At 55.4% G+C, this 16,436-nt stretch carries 15 protein-coding genes; 3 read left to right on the top strand and 12 right to left on the bottom strand.

What is annotated here, in order from left to right:
• Positions 1–16 precede the first annotated feature (16 nt).
• A complete protein-coding gene (locus tag KUO20_RS13010) occupies positions 17–1,615 on the top strand; it encodes an ATP-binding protein (protein WP_235040273.1) in 1,599 nt (532 codons plus the stop codon).
• Here KUO20_RS13010 and KUO20_RS13005 read toward each other — a convergent pair.
• Entirely contained in the window at positions 1,578–2,516 is a 939-nt protein-coding gene (locus tag KUO20_RS13005; protein WP_235040272.1) for a LysR family transcriptional regulator, read from the bottom strand. The two genes, KUO20_RS13010 and KUO20_RS13005, sit on opposite strands and share 38 nt — an antisense overlap.
• A 114-nt stretch (positions 2,517–2,630) precedes the next feature.
• On the opposite strand from KUO20_RS13005, the gene metE reads away from it, so the two are divergent.
• The gene (gene metE, locus KUO20_RS13000) at positions 2,631–4,928 is read left to right on the top strand and encodes a 5-methyltetrahydropteroyltriglutamate--homocysteine S-methyltransferase (protein ID WP_235040271.1); all 2,298 of its coding nucleotides are present in this window, start codon (positions 2,631–2,633) and stop codon (positions 4,926–4,928) included.
• Positions 4,929–5,055: 127 nt separating this feature from the next.
• On the opposite strand, the gene ppk1 is transcribed toward metE, so the two are convergent.
• Positions 5,056–7,242: a polyphosphate kinase 1 gene (gene ppk1, locus KUO20_RS12995; RefSeq protein ID WP_235040270.1), complete on the bottom strand. Its 2,187-nt coding sequence runs from the start codon at positions 7,240–7,242 to the stop codon at positions 5,056–5,058.
• Between the two features lie 153 nt (positions 7,243–7,395).
• The gene (hemB, locus tag KUO20_RS12990) at positions 7,396–8,397 is read right to left on the bottom strand and encodes a porphobilinogen synthase (RefSeq protein ID WP_235042480.1); all 1,002 of its coding nucleotides are present in this window, start codon (positions 8,395–8,397) and stop codon (positions 7,396–7,398) included.
• A 193-nt stretch (positions 8,398–8,590) separates the two neighbouring features.
• On the opposite strand from hemB, the gene elbB reads away from it, so the two are divergent.
• Positions 8,591–9,250 (top strand): isoprenoid biosynthesis glyoxalase ElbB, encoded by a 660-nt coding sequence (elbB, locus tag KUO20_RS12985; RefSeq protein WP_235040269.1) that lies wholly within the window; start codon positions 8,591–8,593, stop codon positions 9,248–9,250.
• 110 nt (positions 9,251–9,360) lie between these two features.
• Here elbB and tatC read toward each other — a convergent pair whose 3' ends face one another.
• From tatC to hslU, 9 genes are all read right to left on the bottom strand, one after another.
• Complete coding sequence (tatC, locus tag KUO20_RS12980; protein WP_235040268.1) at positions 9,361–10,152, bottom strand: twin-arginine translocase subunit TatC; 792 nt, start codon at positions 10,150–10,152, stop codon at positions 9,361–9,363.
• Positions 10,149–10,655 (bottom strand): Sec-independent protein translocase protein TatB, encoded by a 507-nt coding sequence (gene tatB / locus KUO20_RS12975; protein ID WP_235040267.1) that lies wholly within the window; start codon positions 10,653–10,655, stop codon positions 10,149–10,151. The genes tatC and tatB overlap by 4 nt, the downstream gene beginning before the upstream one ends.
• A 3-nt stretch (positions 10,656–10,658) precedes the next feature.
• Positions 10,659–10,934 (bottom strand): Sec-independent protein translocase subunit TatA, encoded by a 276-nt coding sequence (gene tatA / locus KUO20_RS12970; protein WP_235040266.1) that lies wholly within the window; start codon positions 10,932–10,934, stop codon positions 10,659–10,661.
• Between the two features lie 94 nt (positions 10,935–11,028).
• Positions 11,029–11,385, bottom strand: coding sequence for a phosphoribosyl-ATP diphosphatase (locus KUO20_RS12965; protein WP_235040265.1), 357 nt, complete (start codon positions 11,383–11,385; stop codon positions 11,029–11,031).
• A 32-nt stretch (positions 11,386–11,417) separates the two neighbouring features.
• Complete coding sequence (gene ubiB, locus KUO20_RS12960; protein WP_235040264.1) at positions 11,418–13,040, bottom strand: ubiquinone biosynthesis regulatory protein kinase UbiB; 1,623 nt, start codon at positions 13,038–13,040, stop codon at positions 11,418–11,420.
• Positions 13,037–13,693, bottom strand: coding sequence for a ubiquinone biosynthesis accessory factor UbiJ (locus KUO20_RS12955; RefSeq protein ID WP_235040263.1), 657 nt, complete (start codon positions 13,691–13,693; stop codon positions 13,037–13,039). The genes ubiB and KUO20_RS12955 overlap by 4 nt, the downstream gene beginning before the upstream one ends.
• 37 nt (positions 13,694–13,730) lie before the next feature.
• Entirely contained in the window at positions 13,731–14,486 is a 756-nt protein-coding gene (ubiE, locus tag KUO20_RS12950; protein WP_235040262.1) for a bifunctional demethylmenaquinone methyltransferase/2-methoxy-6-polyprenyl-1,4-benzoquinol methylase UbiE, read from the bottom strand.
• Between the two features lie 152 nt (positions 14,487–14,638).
• The gene (locus KUO20_RS12945) at positions 14,639–15,022 is read right to left on the bottom strand and encodes a gamma-butyrobetaine hydroxylase family protein (protein WP_235040261.1); all 384 of its coding nucleotides are present in this window, start codon (positions 15,020–15,022) and stop codon (positions 14,639–14,641) included.
• Between the two features lie 79 nt (positions 15,023–15,101).
• On the bottom strand, positions 15,102–16,424 hold the full coding sequence (hslU, locus tag KUO20_RS12940) for an ATP-dependent protease ATPase subunit HslU (protein WP_235040260.1): 1,323 nt from the start codon (positions 16,422–16,424) through the stop codon (positions 15,102–15,104).
• Between the last annotated feature and the right edge of the window lie 12 nt (positions 16,425–16,436).

The following is a 16,436-nucleotide window of genomic DNA, read 5'->3' as shown; positions in this document are numbered from 1 at the left end:
TTTGCGAGGCGGTGCCATGCAGCGGGTGTTCAGCAGCGGTTCGTTTTTGCGCTTCTATGTGCTGCTGGGCCTAGCGCTGCTGGTGATGTTTGCAATGGCCTTGGCCGGGCGCTCGTTTATCGAACAGGTGCGCCGTGAAGACTATCGCGAGCAGCTCGCCGCGCTGCCGATGTCACTGATGACCCGCCGGCTAGCCGATACGCCTGTAGAGCAACGCAGTGATCTGTTAGATCGCTTTTCAGAGCGGCTGGATTTAAAGCTTACGCTGTTGCCCATCGCTGACGCTGATCTCGGCTACTTTGAACGCTCGCGCTTAGAGCAGGGCAAAATACTGGTTGCTGAGGATCCCTGGCTGTTGCAACAGCGTTTGCCGGAAAGTACCCAGCTGTTACAGGCTTTGCTGGCGGATGACTGGAGTGAGCACCAGTGGCACGGCAGCATTTCATTGCTCGGCGACTGGCTTGCGAGAACCCCTTTGGATGAGCGTGAAAGCCTCATCGACGAGCTGCGTTCAGGAAGCTGGCCGCTGCAGTTACTGGCCACCGTGCCAGACCGGCTAACCGCAGAGCAGCAAACGCTGTTGGTTAGCGGTGGTGTCGTGACCCAATTAGTGTCCGACAAGCTATCGATTACGCTGCTTTATCAACTGCCCGGTGAATCGGCGTGGCTACAGGCGGGCCCCATTTCCCGTGGCGATACCTTACCGCTGAATTTACACCTTCCCCTATTAGTTGGGCTGATGATCGTACTTAGCCTGATTATCTATTTAATTATGCGCAGCATTGAAGAGCGTATGGCAAGGCTTGAACTGGCCGCTACACGGATCGCTAGCGGACGTTTAGAAACCCGAGTAAAAGTTGAAAGCGGTGATTTCCTAGGTCGGTTGGGAATGGCTTTTAACGGGATGGCTAATCAGGTACAGAGCCTGCTGCGGGGGCAGCAAGAAATGATTCGCGCGGTTTCTCACGAGCTGCGCACCCCGGTGGCGCGCATCCGTTTTGCCGTTCAAATGGTCGAAGATATGACTGACCAGCCCGCCATCCGACGCCAGCTACAGGGTATTGATGCTGATATTGCAGAGCTTGATGAGCTGGTCGATGAAATCCTGACCTATGCACGATTAGGCGGCGAAACTATTAACGGCGCCGAGCTTGAAACCGGGCTGGTCGACTGCCGGGCTATGGCAGAGCGCGTTATTGATACACTCTCGCCATTGCACGAAGGCCTAACGCTCGCACTGACACAGGGTGATGAGGTCGAGCTTCTGGCGGAGCCGCGCTATCTACAGCGTGCGCTGCAAAACTTAGTGGGTAATGCCTGCCGTCATGCGAAGGCTCGCGTGGTCATCCGGCTATGGGATGAGCCCCGACTCGTCCGCATTGATGTAGAGGATGATGGTCTGGGTATTCCACCTGAAGCGCGTGCCGATATTTTCAAGCCGTTTGCTCGCTTGGATGACAGCAGGGCCCGCAGCTCCGGCGGCTACGGGTTGGGGCTTTCGATTGTGCAGAAAATTATGGCTAGCCACGGCGGTAGCGTTACCGTTGATACTAGCCCCCACCTGGGCGGCGCGCGCTTTACGCTGCTGATTCCGCGTCGAGATCCGCCGGCTTAATCCCTGAGAGCACTGCAAAAGACGTCTCGCGAGCAGTGCGTAAGAAATCCTGCATCCAGGGCGCTTCCCGCGTTTCTTCGCGAATCGCCGCATACAGCGTGCTCCATACCCCGTGTTCGCCCAGCTTCACCGCGCTTACATAATCACGCTCCAGGTACTCGGTTAGCGCCCAGCTAGGCAGTGCGCATACGCCGCGCCCGCTCGCTACCAGCTGCATCATCATAATGGTTAATTCTGCCGTACGGATCTCACGAGGGCGGACGTTGGCTGGATTTAAAAATTGGCTGAAAACATCCAGGCGCGACTGCTCAACGGGATACGTGATCAGGGTTTCATCCGCGAGCGCCTGGGGTTCAATAAACCCTTGGCCTGCAAATGAATGCTGCCGAGCGACAGCCAGTAATCCTTCATAGCGGAACAGCGGAGCATAGTGAATGCCTTCAAGCGGCTGAGGATCGGCGGTGATGACAAGATCTAGCTGCTCACGGGCGAGCGCCGGCAGCGGGTCGAAATGGTGGCCGCTGGGAATGTCGATTTCAACTTCTGGCCAATGGTCACGAAAGTAATCCACCGTCGGCATTAGCCATTGAAAGCAGCTGTGGCACTCGATCGCCATATGCAGCCGGCCCTGCTCGGTGCCTGCTAAGCGCGCCAAGTCCCGCTCTGCTTTACGTACCTCGGGCAATATCTGATCAGCCAGGGCAAGCAGGCGCAGCCCCGCGCGCGTAAATTCCACTGGGCGCGTTTTACGTACAAATAACGCGCTGTCGACGCGGCCTTCTAGATCTTTGAGCTGATGAGACAGCGCTGATTGGGTCAGATGGACGCGTTCGGCGGCATCGACCAGCGAGCCAGTTTCGCGCAGGGCGAGCAGCGTGCGGAGGTGGCGCAGTTCAATCATGGCGTAGCCTGTTGGTGTGAATATTTTTCATCCTTGTCATTAAAAACTTTAGTTTGATTCATTTGTGCCTGATGACCAGACTGTGTGAAATTATTCACGTTGGTAGGTATCATCATGACAGTTTCTCATGTTCTCGGCTATCCCCGCATTGGCGCTCAGCGCGAGTTGAAGAAAGCCACTGAAGCGTATTGGAAAGGTGAATGCACGCGTAGCGAACTTGAAAGCGCCGGCCGCGAACTGCGCTTGCGTCACTGGCAAGAGCAGCAGGACGCTGGCTTGGATTTTATCAGCGTCGGGGATTTCGCTTTTTACGATCAAGTGCTCAACGTTTCAGTGGCCCTAGGCGCCGTGCCTGCACGCTTCAATGCACAGACAGACGTCGCCAGCGGCGATATTGACCTCGACACTGCTTTTCGCATGGCCCGCGGTCGAGCGCCTAGCGGCGAACCCGCTGCGGCTTGCGAAATGACGAAATACTTCGATACCAACTATCACTACCTTGTCCCTGAGCTGCACGAAGGACAAGCCTTTACCTTGGCATCAACTCGGCTCTTTGCTGAGGTAGACGAGGCGCTGAGCGCAGGCTTTACGCCTAAAGTGACGCTCACCGGGCCGCTAACCTGGCTGTGGTTAGGGAAAACTAAAGGCAGTGAGTTTGATCGCTTAACGTTATTAGACGGTGTCCTAAACGTATACAGCGAGATCTTAACGCGGCTTGCGGCCCAAGGCGTTGAATGGGTTCAGCTGGACGAGCCCGCGCTGGTGCAGGATCTACCGTTAGCATGGCAGCAGGCCTATGAGCGTGCTTATCACCACTTACAATCCGCGCCGCTAAAGCTGCTGATTGCCACTTACTTTGGTGGCCTGGGTGATAACCTTTCGCTGGCTACTCGGCTACCCGTGGCGGGCCTGCACGTTGACGCTGTGCGGGCACCGCAGCAGTTAGACGGCGTGATCGATCGTCTGGGGCCCCATAAGGTGCTGTCTGTCGGCTTTGTTGATGGCCGTAATATCTGGCGGGCCGACTTAGCGGCTCTGCGCGAACGCTTACTGCCTTTAAAAGTCCGCCTGGGTCAGCGGCTATGGTTAGCACCGAGCTGTTCGCTGCTGCACGTGCCGGTAGATCTGGCGCAGGAAACGGCGCTAGGCGAGGAGCTCATCAGCTGGTTAGCCTTCGCCCGCCAGAAGCTCGCCGAAGTGGTGACGCTTACGCGATTGATTGATAACCGCGCGACCCCCGCGGATGAGCAGCGCTTAGATGAGGCAACGCGTGCCCTGGACGCTCGGCGTGAATCCTCGCGTATCCACCAGCCCGCGGTCAGTGACCGCTTAGCGAGCATCACGCCTGCCGATAGCCAGCGTCAAGCGCCTTATGTTCAGCGCGCAGAGGCCCAGCGCAGAGCGCTCAAGCTACCGCTATTTCCGACCACGACCATTGGCTCTTTTCCGCAAACGGATGAGATTCGTGCCGCTCGGCGCGCGTTTAAAGCAGGCGAGCTTGAGTTAGCTGATTATGAAGCGCGTATGCAGGCGGAAATTGCCTATGCGGTTGAGCGCCAGGAAGCGCTAGATATCGACGTGCCGGTGCACGGCGAAGCCGAACGTAACGACATGGTCGAATACTTTGGTGAGCAGCTGGAAGGGTTTGCGTTTACCCGCTTTGGCTGGGTTCAAAGCTATGGGTCACGGTGCGTAAAACCGCCGATTATCTTTGGCGATGTGTCACGTCCGGCGCCGATGACAGTACGCTGGAGCGAATATGCCCAAACCCTGACGAGCAAGCCGATGAAGGGCATGCTGACCGGGCCGGTGACTATTCTCCAATGGTCGTTTGTGCGCGATGACCAGCCACGGCAAACCACCTGCCGCCAGATTGCGTTAGCGCTGCGTGATGAAGTGCTGGGCCTGGAACAAGCGGGCATCAACGTTATTCAAATTGATGAGCCGGCGCTGCGTGAAGGCCTGCCGCTACGTCAGCAGGAATGGCAGTCGTATCTTGACTGGGCGGTGGAGAGCTTCCAACTCAGTGCTGCGGGCGTGGCCAACACCACCCAGGTGCACACGCATATGTGTTATTCGGAGTTCAATGACATTATTGGAGCGATTGCCGCGCTGGATGCGGATGTTATTACCATCGAAACGTCGCGTTCGGATATGCACTTGCTAGACGCTTTTCAGAACTTCGCGTACCCCAACGAAATTGGGCCTGGGGTTTATGATATCCACACCCCGAACATTCCCGAGGTGAGTTGGATGGTTGAGCTGATGGAAAAAGCCTTGGAAAAAATTCCCGCTGAGCGCCTGTGGGTCAACCCGGACTGCGGACTAAAAACCCGCGGGTGGGCAGAAGTAGAGCCAGCGCTAGCTAACATGGTAGAAGCCGCTAAAGTGCTGCGCCAGCGCTACTCTTAGCCCTTGGCATTCACTCTGCCTAGCGCTTAGCCTGGGCCTTAACCGGGCTATTTACATAGCTATTTACATAGCAATAAAGGTCCCTAACGCTCAGTTTAGCGTAGGGGCCTTATTCGTTTTGGATTATCTAGCTCTTTGATGCATAGGCGTAAAGCAGGGTTTCCTGAGCGCTGATAGGATCACTCTCGCCAGGGTCTTGGAGCTGGTAGCTGCCATCGGTTTGCAGTAGCCAGCTCTGGCAGTTGTCGACCAAGTAGGTTTCAAGGTCTTTGCGTACGCGGGTAGCGAGTTTTTTATCAAGCAGCGGGAAGCAGGTTTCCACTCGGTGAAACATGTTGCGCGACATAAAGTCGGCGCTTGAACACCATGTCTCTGATTTGCCGTCATTGTGAAAATGAAATACGCGGGTATGTTCCAGCAGGCGGCCAATGATTGAACGCACGCGAATATTGTCTGAAACGCCGGGTACGCCGGGTTTCAGGCAACACATGCCGCGAATAATAAGGTCGCACTCTACGCCCGCTTGAGACGCGCGATAGAGCGCTTTAATTAATTTAGGCTCGGTTAACGAATTGCATTTAATAATGATGTGCCCGCGCTTTCCTTTACGCGCAATGTGCGCCTCACGGTCAATCATTTCGACTAACCGCTCGTGCAGCGTGAAGGGGGCGTGAAGCAGCGTATCAATTTTTCGCGCTCGGCCCATTCCGGAAAGCTGCTGGAACACTTTATGTACGTCAGCGCAAAGCAGTTTGTTTGCGGTCAGCAGGCTGTAGTCGGTGTACAGTTTAGCGGTTTTGGAGTGATAGTTGCCGGTGCCAAGGTGAGCGTAGTAGCACAGTTCGCCTTTCTCACGACGCACAATATGCAGCATTTTGGCATGGGTTTTATAGGCCATAATGCCGTAAACAACGATGGCACCGGCTTCTTGAAGGCGTGAAGCAAGCTGTAGGTTGTCGGCTTCATCAAAGCGTGCGCGCAGCTCAATCACCACGGTCACCTCTTTGCCTTGGCTGGCAGCCTCCACCAGCGCACTCACAATAGGCGAGTCTGCCCCGGTGCGATAAAGAGTCTGCTTTACCGCCAATACATGGGGGTCGCGAGCAGCTTCGCGCAGCAGGTCTTCAATCGGTGAGAATGACTGAAAGGGATGGTGCAGCAGAATGTCGTTCTTAGCGATGGCATCAAACAGGCTGCCTGCCTTAAGTACTTTGGGAATGCTGGGAATGAACGGGCGATAAAGCAGCTCAGGGCGGTCAACGTCACCCAGCGCTGACATCATGCGCGTTAAATTAACCGGGCCTTTGACGCGGTACAAATCACCGTTTTCAAGCTCAAACTGGCGCAGCAGAAAATTGCTTAAGCCATCCGGGCAGTTGTCGGCCACTTCCAGCCGTACGCCGCTGCCATAGCGCCGCGCCAGCAGCTCGCCGCGCAGCGCTGAGGCTAAGTCAGACACTTCTTCGGGATCGACGCTCATGTCAGCATTGCGGGTCAGGCGGAATTGATAGCAGCCGCGCACGCGCATACCGGGAAATAGCTCGTCGGCATGGGCATGAATCATCGATGATAAAAACACATACTCTGAAAAGCCTTCTTCGCATAGCTCCTTAGGCAGTGCCATCAGCCGTGGCAGCGAGCGCGGAGCCGGCAAAATCGCCATGCCGCCTACACGGCCAAAAGCATCCTTGCCTTCCAGTTCAACAATGAAGTTGAGGCTTTTATTCACCAGCCGTGGAAAAGGGTGCGACGGGTCAAGGCCAATCGGGCTGATGACCGGCATAATCTCGTTATCAAAAAAGGCTCTGCCCCAGGCTTTTTGCGCGCTGGTCCACTGATCGCGTCGTCGAAAACGCAGCCCCTGCGCTTCCAGTGCGGGCAGCAGCGTTTCGTTGAGAATTTGATATTGGCGGAAAATTTGCGCATGGGCGAGCTGGGATATTTCCGCCAGTACCGCTTTGGGCAATCGGCCGTCGGCGGCCGTGGTGGTATCACCCAAGGCAATTTGATGCTTGAGACCTGCGACGCGAATCTCGAAGAACTCATCCATATTAGAAGAAAAAATAAGCAGGAACATCAGCCGATTGAGTAACGGATGTGCATCATCTAGCGCCTGTTCCAATACGCGGATATTAAACTGTAAATGCGACAGCTCGCGGTTGAAGTAGAGCTGGGTATCGTCAAGATCGGTTTCGGGCAACGCTTCACGCGCCTGAACCCCGGTGGGCGTACGATTTATACGTAGCGGCATATCGCCGTCGCTGCTGGTTTGATCGGTAGGCGATAATGGTGGACTGGAAACGTGCTCGTCCATGGTGGATCTCCCCGCGTCGATGGCTCGAACGTATCATAGCCTGATACTGATAGATCAGCGCAGTATGCGGGGAGAAGATGACAAATACGTGTCACTGGATTGTCATCTTGGGCAACATCATGCCAATAAGCGGCTTAGCGACGCTGTACTTCATTAGCCTTGCTGCAATAGCCGGGCCGCATCAAGTGCGAAATAGGTCAAAATGCCGTCTGCCCCGGCGCGCTTAAAGCACATCAGTGACTCTAGTATGACGGGTTCTGCTTCCAGCCAGCCGTTATCGAAGGCTGCGCGATGCATGGCGTACTCGCCGCTGACTTGATAAGCAAAGGTGGGAACCTTGAGTTCATCCTTTACCCGGCGCACCACGTCTAAATAGGGCATGCCAGGTTTGACCATGACCATGTCGGCGCCTTCGCTGATGTCCATGGCCACTTCATGCAGTGCTTCATCGCTGTTGGCGGGGTTCATTTGATAGGTGCGTTTGTCCGCTTTGCCCAGGTTAGTGGCCGACCCGACCGCATCCCGAAATGGCCCGTAGTAGTGCGATGCGTACTTCGCGCTGTAGGCCATTATCCGCACGTTGTGTAAGTTTTCTTGCTCCAGCACTTGGCGAATCGAACCAATGCGCCCGTCCATCATGTCAGAGGGTGCCACCACGTCGGCACCCGCTTCGGCATGGGAAAGCGCCTGCTTCAGCAACGTTTCTACGGTGCGGTCGTTTTGCACGTAGCCCTGCCCATCTAAAATGCCGTCTTGGCCATGAATGGTATACGGGTCAAGCGCCACGTCAGTAATGATGCCGAGTTCAGGCAGCGCTTCTTTTAGCGCGCGCACGCTACGCTGAACCAGTCCGCTGGCGCTATAGGCTTCTTCGGCGAGCTCACTTTTTTGCTCAGGGCCGACGACCGGAAATAGCGCCAGAGCGGGAATGCCTAATGCAAACGCTTCGCGAGCCTGCTCAATCAGCAGGTCGATCGAAAGCCGTTCCACGCCCGGCATTGAGGCTATGGGTTCACGCTGATTTTCACCTTCAAGAACAAAGACTGGCAGGATGAGATCCGCGGGCGTCAGCGTTTTTTCTTGCATTAAGCGACGTGAAAAATCATCGCGGCGCATGCGGCGCATGCGCGTGGCGGGGAAGTGACGGGGAATCATAGATGCACTCAAAGGTTGTCTCCATCAAGGATCGCAAATGAGGTTCTTAAATGAGGATGCCCGAAGGCCTGTAGCCAGTATATCAGCCATAACCTGCGGCGAAAGACGCCTTGTGACAAACCACCACACTGACTAAAGTGGGCGACAGCTTTGCGGTAATGCGTTCGGCAGACCCTAAAATAAGGAGATAGGCATGGCCAAACAGGTGGCAGTCATTTTAGCCGGATGCGGCGTTTACGATGGTTCTGAAATTTATGAGACCACGCTGACGCTGCTGCGCTTGGATCAGCTGGGTATTGAGTATCGCTGCTTTGCACCCGATATAGAACAGCAGCATGTTGTGAACCATCTTACGCAAGAGGTTGTTGAAGGCGAGCAGCGCAACGTGTTGTTGGAGTCTGCCCGCCTAGCGCGAGGGGACATAAGCGCGCTAGAGGCGTTAAACGCGGATAACTTTGATGCGGTGATTGTGCCCGGTGGTTTTGGGGTCGCCAAAAATCTTTCAGACTTTGCCAGTGCCAGCGATAATATGCAGGTGCTAGAGGCGCTGAAAGAGGCGCTGGTGGGCTTTCGTCAAGAAGCCAAGCCTATCGGCCTGATGTGTATTGCTCCGGCACTGGTGCCACGTCTGCTGGGAGATGGCATTGCTGTCACGGTGGGCAATGACCCGGCGGTATCCGGTGCCATTAGTGCAATGGGTGGGCTGCACCGCACCTGTAGCGTAGAGGATATCGTGGTTGATTTTGAGCACAGCGTAGTGACGACACCCGCTTACATGCTGGCAACGCGTATCAGCGAAGCAGCTACCGGTATCTTTAAGCTCGTTGATCGTCTCGCGGAAATGATGGACTAACGCAGAAATGATAGATTAAGGGCTATTGCGAGATCGTTAACGGTTGAGATAAAAAGCCGCCGCCATGATTAATGGCGGCGGCTTTTCACTATCTACGTCTTTAGTGCCTGCTATAGCATGTCTTCCTGCTCTTCCGCCGCTTCTTTTTCCGCTTTACGCTTGCGTACTAGGCGACCAAACAGCAGGCCAACCTCGTAAAGTAGGTACATCGGAATCGCCAGCAGGCTTTGTGAAATGACATCCGGTGGCGTGAGCAGCATGCCCACCACGAAGCAGCCCAGCAGAATATAGGGGCGCTTCTTGGACAGGCTTTCAACTGAGGTAGCCCCCGAAAGAATGAGCAAGAACGTGGCAATAGGAATTTCAAACGCCACGCCGAAGGCAAAAAACAGCTTAAGAACGAAGTTCAAATACTGATTGATATCGGTCATTACGGCGACGTTTTCTGGCCCGGTCTGGGTAAAAAACTCAAACAGCAGCGGAAACACCACGTAATAAGCAAACGCTGCACCGCCGTAAAACAGCGCAATGCTTGAAACCAGAATAGGAATGGCTAAGGCTTTTTCGTTATCGTAAAGGCCCGGCGCAATAAACGCCCACGCCTGATGCAATACAAAAGGAATGGCGATAAACACGGCCACTACTAGGGTCAGCTTAAACGGTGCTAAGAAGGGCGATGTTACTTCCGTGGCGATCATCTGTGAGCCTTCAGGCAACAGCGCCATCAATGGCTCAGCGACAAAGCTATAAATGTCGTTGGCAAAGGCATAGAGGCCCAAAAAGATCACCAAAATAAGAACTACGGCGCGCATTAGGCGTGAACGCAGTTCGATTAGGTGCTCAATAAGCGGGGTTTGGGGTTGATCTTGCTGAGGCTCCTTTGAATCGCCAAACATACTCATTGGTGATTGCTATCCTTATTAAATGCAGCCTGCTCAGATTCAGTCGCGTCTGTTTTGCCAGAGGATGCTGCCGCGGGAGGCGCTGGGGAGGGTGTAGGCGTTTCTTCACGCACCGTTTCCAGCGCGTCATCTAGGTGAGAGCTGGCCTGAGCAGCGCGCTGTTGCATCTCGCTCTGCTGTGCTGCATGCGGTGTTTCGCTTGGCGCTGCTGCGCTAGTTGATTTAGCCCGCGTTGTCGCGGGTGTATCGACAATGCTTTCTACGTCCAGCTTCGCTTGCTGCAGGCTATCGTTGAGCTTCTTCTGCTGGTCGTTAAGCTTTTGACGCAGCTCTTCGGCTTCCAGCTGGGCGCTGATTTCGCGCTGCATACCAGATACCGTGCGCTTGATTCTGCCGATCCATAGGCCCGTCGTGCGGGCAGCGCGGGGCAGGCGCTCTGGTCCAAGCACCAGCAGCGCAACAATGCCAATAAGCATGAGCTCAAGAAAGCCGATATCCAGCATGAGTTACTTGCGCTCTTCGTTGCGTTCAGCGGCACGCTTCTCTTCGGCCTGAACATCGTACGTATTGCCGGGCTCTTCATGGCTGACTTTGGCATTCGGCTGATGGGGGTCTTCGCTATCAGCCTCTTTGTTTTTCTCTTCGTCGTGCATGGCTTTCTTGAAGCCTTTGACCGCCCCGCCGAGGTCGGTGCCTACGTTGCGCAGTTTTTTGGTGCCGAAAACTAGGATGATGATGCCCAGAACAATCAGCAACTGCCAAATACTGATACCACCTAACATATGCGTTTCCTCATGGGTACAGGTTAACTTTCTTAATAACTACACGCTTAGTGGATACTGATGCCGGTAAGCTAATCCTACGCCAAGCGTACTGCTAACGGGAGGCTTTTTCATCATGGCCGGAAATGCCAAAGCGTCGTGCCAGCTCGTCTAAAACGGCTTGATGATCAAGCTCCAAATGAGACAGCATCACCAGGCTATGAAACCACAGGTCGGCCGTTTCAGAAATCAGCGCTTGGCGCTCAGCCTCACCGCCGTGCTCCGCATCTTTGGCTGCAAGCAATGTTTCAGTGGCTTCTTCACCCACTTTTTCGAGTATCTTGTTCAAACCCTTGTGATGCAAGGATGCAACATAAGATTCTTCTGCCACTGCATGACGCCGCTGCTTGAGTACCTCATTGAGAGTATCCAGCACATACGCATTGCTAGTCGATGATGGGTCGGTGTCCATGAGAATCCTTATAATCGTTAAGTCACGCCGCTTTATTGCCAGACTAACAGCAATAGGCCGATACCGGCGGCGGCCAAGACCGGCCACTCCTGGAGCTCAATCCAACCGCTTAACGGCTGCCAGGCGAGCGCCAGGGCCAGCACTATTAACCCTAATCGTAGACGATACAGGCGCTTACCTTGGCGGGCCATCTGCTGGCGCATGGCGCTGATGGCATCGACCTGCTGGTGGCGCTGGCGATGCTCATGCTCCATGCGGCTGAGCGCCTGATGGGCGAGTACGGGTAATTCAGGTAGCTGGCGCGAAAGCTCCGGCGCCTGACGCTTTAATGACTCCCACAGGCCGCCGACGCCCGCACGCTCTTTCATCCACTGCTCTAAATAAGGCTTAGCGGTGCTCCATAGATCTAAGTCGGGATAAAGCTGGCGACCTAGTCCTTCAATGTTCAGCAACGTTTTCTGCAGTAGGACGAGCTGCGGCTGCACTTCCATATTAAAGCGCCGCGCGGTTTGAAACAGCCCTAACAGCACCTGGCCGAAAGAAATGTCTTTTAGCGGTTTCTCTAAAATAGGCTCACACACCGTACGAATCGCGGCGGCAAACTCATTCGCACGCGTGTTTTCGCCCACCCAGCCAGACTCAATGTGCAGGGCGGCGACTTCGTAATAATCCTGATGAAAAAACGCCAGCAGGTTGCGCGCCAAATAGTCCTGATCTTCGCGCGTTAGGCTGCCGACGATGCCGCAGTCGATGGCGATGTACTGAGGGTCTTCGGGATTGTCGCAGTTAACAAAAATATTGCCCGGATGCATGTCGGCATGAAAGAAGTTATCGCGAAATACCTGGGTAAAGAAGAGCTCAACGCCGCGCTCGGCCAGCTTTTTCAAGTTGGTGCCGTGGGCGATCAGGCTATCCAGGTCGGCAACCGGAATGCCGCGAATACGTTCTTGCACCATGACGTGCCGGCGCGTGAAGGACCAATAAATGGTCGGTACAAACAGTAGCGGTGAGTCTTTAAAGTTACGCTTTAGCTGTGAGGTGTTGGCTGCTTCTTTATAAAGATCCAGCTCATCAAACAGCGTAGCTTCATAGTCACGAATGACTTCTACCGGGCGCAAACGGCGTGCATCAGGCACCTTGGACAGCAGTTTGGCGACTTGGTACATAAGCGCCATGTCCTGGCGCATCACGCGGTCTATACTCGGCCGAATGATTTTAACCACCACGTCTTCGCCGCTGTGAAGCCGGGCGGCATGCACTTGAGCAATCGACGCTGAGGCCAGCGGCACATGGTCAAATTCAGCAAACGCTTCCGCCAGCGACATCTCCAGCTCTTTCTCGACCCGAGCAATGGCCTGCTCGCCTGGGAAGGGTGGCACCTGATCTTGAAGGCGCTTCAGCTCATCTGCGATATCCGCCGGCAGCAAATCGCGGCGTGTCGAGAGCATCTGCCCAAATTTGATGAAAATTGGCCCTAGGGCCTCTAGGGCGAGGCGTAAACGTTCGCCGCGTGAGCGCTTACCGATGGGTATTAAGCGCAGCGGTGAAAACCAAAGCAGCGCCCGCAGCCACCAGGGAAGACGCTCTAACGGGAGTAATGTATCCAGCCGGTGACGGCTAATCACCCAGCTAATGCGCAGCAAACGCAGGCTCATGGGCGTGGCTCCTGCGTCAGCATTTGGCGCTGTATCAGTAGCCGTTCTAAGCGCTTAAAGCGTGCCTCCAGGCGATCGGTCGCTACTTCTAGCTCGGTGAGATGCTCGCGTAAAACGTTACGCTGCTGTCGCCCTGGCAGCAGGCGCGCCTCTTCAAAGACGTACTCTGACACGTCCTGGATCAGCTCATCTTTGGCGCGCAGCCCCCAGCGAGCCATGCGCCGCAAGCCCTCCGCTAGGGAGTGTGCGGGCATATCGCCCAGCCAATTAGCAAGCTCATTTTCCCAATCAATATCCAGATCGAAAAGCAGCTCGCGGGTAGCTTCTAGCAGATGAATATGACCCCGCACGGCGAGCTTGCCGTCAAACATTAGCCGCTCGATTGAGGCGCCGCCAATCCACTCGGACAACGTTTCGGGGGTGAGTTCGACCACCGCATTAACGTCGGCTTCTTCAGTGTCATCGCCCCGCAGTAGATCTACCCCGGCATGATGATAGTGGATAACCACGGCCAGATGCGGCTGCTCGAAGCGTACCAGCAGGCGGCTGCCCGCAAGCTTCGCCAAGCGGCCAGGGGCTGCCGGGTCACGGGCAAGAAGAGCATTGAGCGTGCGTTCACAACCGGCCAGCAGCAAGGTTGGGGTTACCAGCATGCTGACCTCTTGATGGAACGCGCTACGGGAGAGAGCGTCATAATTTAATGCCGCGGTGCAGTGCAACAATGCCGCCGGTCAAATTGGTGTACTCAACGCGCTCAAGGCCTGCGGACTCCATCATGGCTTTGAGCGTTTCCTGATCCGGGTGCATACGAATGGACTCTGCCAAATAGCGGTAGCTTTCGCCATCGCCGGCTACCAGTTCGCCCATTTTGGGCAGTAGGCGGAAAGAGTATTCGTCGTAAGCTTTGGAAAGCAGTGGATTATTCGGCTTGGAAAACTCCAGCACTAAGAGACGGCCGCCGGGCTTGAGTACGCGTGCCATGGAGCGCAGCGCGGCGTCTTTGTCGGTAACGTTGCGCAGGCCAAAGGCAATCGTAATGCAGTCAAAACTGTTGTCGGGAAACGGCAGACATTCGGCGTTGGCCTGAACATATTCAACGTTGCCGCCCACGCCGTTATCCATCAGCTTATCGCGGCCTACTTTCAGCATCGAGGCATTGATGTCGGCCAGCACTACTTTGCCACGTGGCCCCACCAGACGGGAAAACTTCAGCGTTAAATCACCCGTGCCGCCGGCAATATCTAGCACATGATGGCCTGGGCGCACGCCCGCGCGCTCAATCGTCATGCGCTTCCATACTCTGTGGATGCCCATCGACATGAGGTCATTCATCACGTCGTAGCGGGCCGCAACGGAGTGGAATACATCGGCCACTCGCGAGGCTTTCTCGTCAACCGAGACTTCCTGGAAACCAAAGTGAGTCGTGCGTTTTTCTGTGGGGCTCATGGCGTAGGTAGCTCCCGAATTCGAGGCGGTGGCAAATCGACCCTGAGTCTTTTGACTGAGAGGCCGGTGCGATTAAAAAGTTAGCGCCATTGTAGCCTTGTCCACCCTGACTTGTCTGCCCAGGCTTATCGCCGCCTTGGGTTGCGTCATGGTCACAGCTGCTTGAATTGAATACCCGCAGGCTCACGAGAGGCACCGGCGTCCTGCAGGCGCTGCAAGTAGTTGTTCCAGTAGGCCTCTTGATGGATGGCGAGATCATGCAGATAGTTCCAGCTAAACAAACCGCTGTCGTGGCCATCGTCAAAATGCAGCTTTAGCGCGTAGTTGCCGGCTTGGCTAATATTTTGCAGGCCGACGTCTTTTTTACCTACCTGAAGTACGGCGCTGTCGCCGCCATGGCCGCGTACTTCTGCCGAGGGAGAGTAGACGCGCAGCAGTTCCACCGGCAGGCGGAAGGTTTCGCCAGTGGCGTAGCCAAGCTCTAGCTCGCGGGTCTGCTTATGGTAGTGAACGCGGGTCGGCGTAGGAGCAGTCATAACAAACCTCTAAGCAGGCGGGGCGCAGGCAGCTCATCGCCACCTACGCCCCGCGTCGGTTATGTAAAGATGCGGACGCTTATAAGATATAGCGCGATAAATCTTCGTCAACTGCCAATTCGCCAAGCTGTGCATTGACGTAGTCGCCGTCAATCACCAGCGGGCCTTCCATGTCGCCCCCTTTGAAGGAGGCCTCTTCCAGAAGCCGCTCCATCACAGTGTGCAAACGGCGAGCGCCGATGTTTTCGGTGCCTTCGTTGACCTGCCAGGAGATCTGCGCGATGCGCTCGATACCGTCTGGCGTAAACTCAATGTCGAGACCCTCAGTCGCCAGCAGCGCTTTATATTGCTTAGTCAGCGAGGCGGAAGGCTCGGTCAGAATGCGTTTGAAATCGTTGGGCGTCAGTGCATCGAGCTCAACGCGGATCGGCAGACGACCTTGAAGCTCTGGAATCAGGTCCGACGGACGCGCCAGATGGAAAGCCCCTGAGGCGATAAACAGAATGTGGTCGGTTTTAACCATGCCGTATTTAGTTGAAACGGTTGAGCCCTCAATGAGCGGCAGCAGATCACGCTGCACGCCTTCGCGAGACACTTCGCCACCGCTCGACTGGCCGCTGCCTTTGGCAACTTTGTCGATCTCATCTAAAAATACGATGCCGTGCTGCTCAACGGAATACACCGCACGCGCCTTGATCTCTTCTTCATTGACCAGCTTGCCGGCTTCTTCGTCGCGCAGCAGTACGAGTGCTTCCTTTACCGTCACGCGACGGTTTTCGCGCTTTTGCTGGCCCATGTTGGAGAACATGCTTTGCAGCTGGTTGGTCATCTCTTCCATGCCCGGCGGGGTCATGATGTCGACACCTTGGCTTTGCGCCGACACTTCGATATCGATCTCTTTTTCGTCTAACTGCCCTTCGCGAAGTTTTTTGCGGAAGGTTTGGCGAGTGCCGTTATCTTCACGGGGCTTGTCTTCCTGACCACGCGGCGGCGGTAGCAGGGCATCGAGCACCCGGTCTTCGGCAGCATCGGCGGCACGGTGGCCTACGTCTTCTTTGGCCTGCTCGCGCACCATTTTGATGGCGTTTTCCATCAAGTCGCGAATGATTGACTCGACGTCGCGGCCAACGTAGCCAACTTCGGTAAATTTAGTGGCTTCGACTTTAATAAACGGCGCTTTGGCCAGCTTAGCAAGGCGGCGTGCAATCTCGGTTTTACCCACGCCCGTGGGGCCGATCATCAAAATGTTCTTGGGCGTGACTTCCGGGCGCAAATCGTCATCCAGCTGCATGCGGCGCCAGCGGTTGCGCAGGGCAATGGCAACAGCACGCTTAGCGTCCTGCTGGCCAATAATGTACTGATCGAGGGCGTGAACGATTTCGCGGGGTGTCATCTGAGTCATAACGGTAACCTT

This window comes from Vreelandella profundi (genome assembly GCF_019722725.1).
Taxonomy (GTDB): Bacteria; Pseudomonadota; Gammaproteobacteria; order Pseudomonadales; family Halomonadaceae; genus Vreelandella; species Vreelandella profundi.
This window is presented reverse-complemented; position numbering and strand designations above follow the sequence as displayed.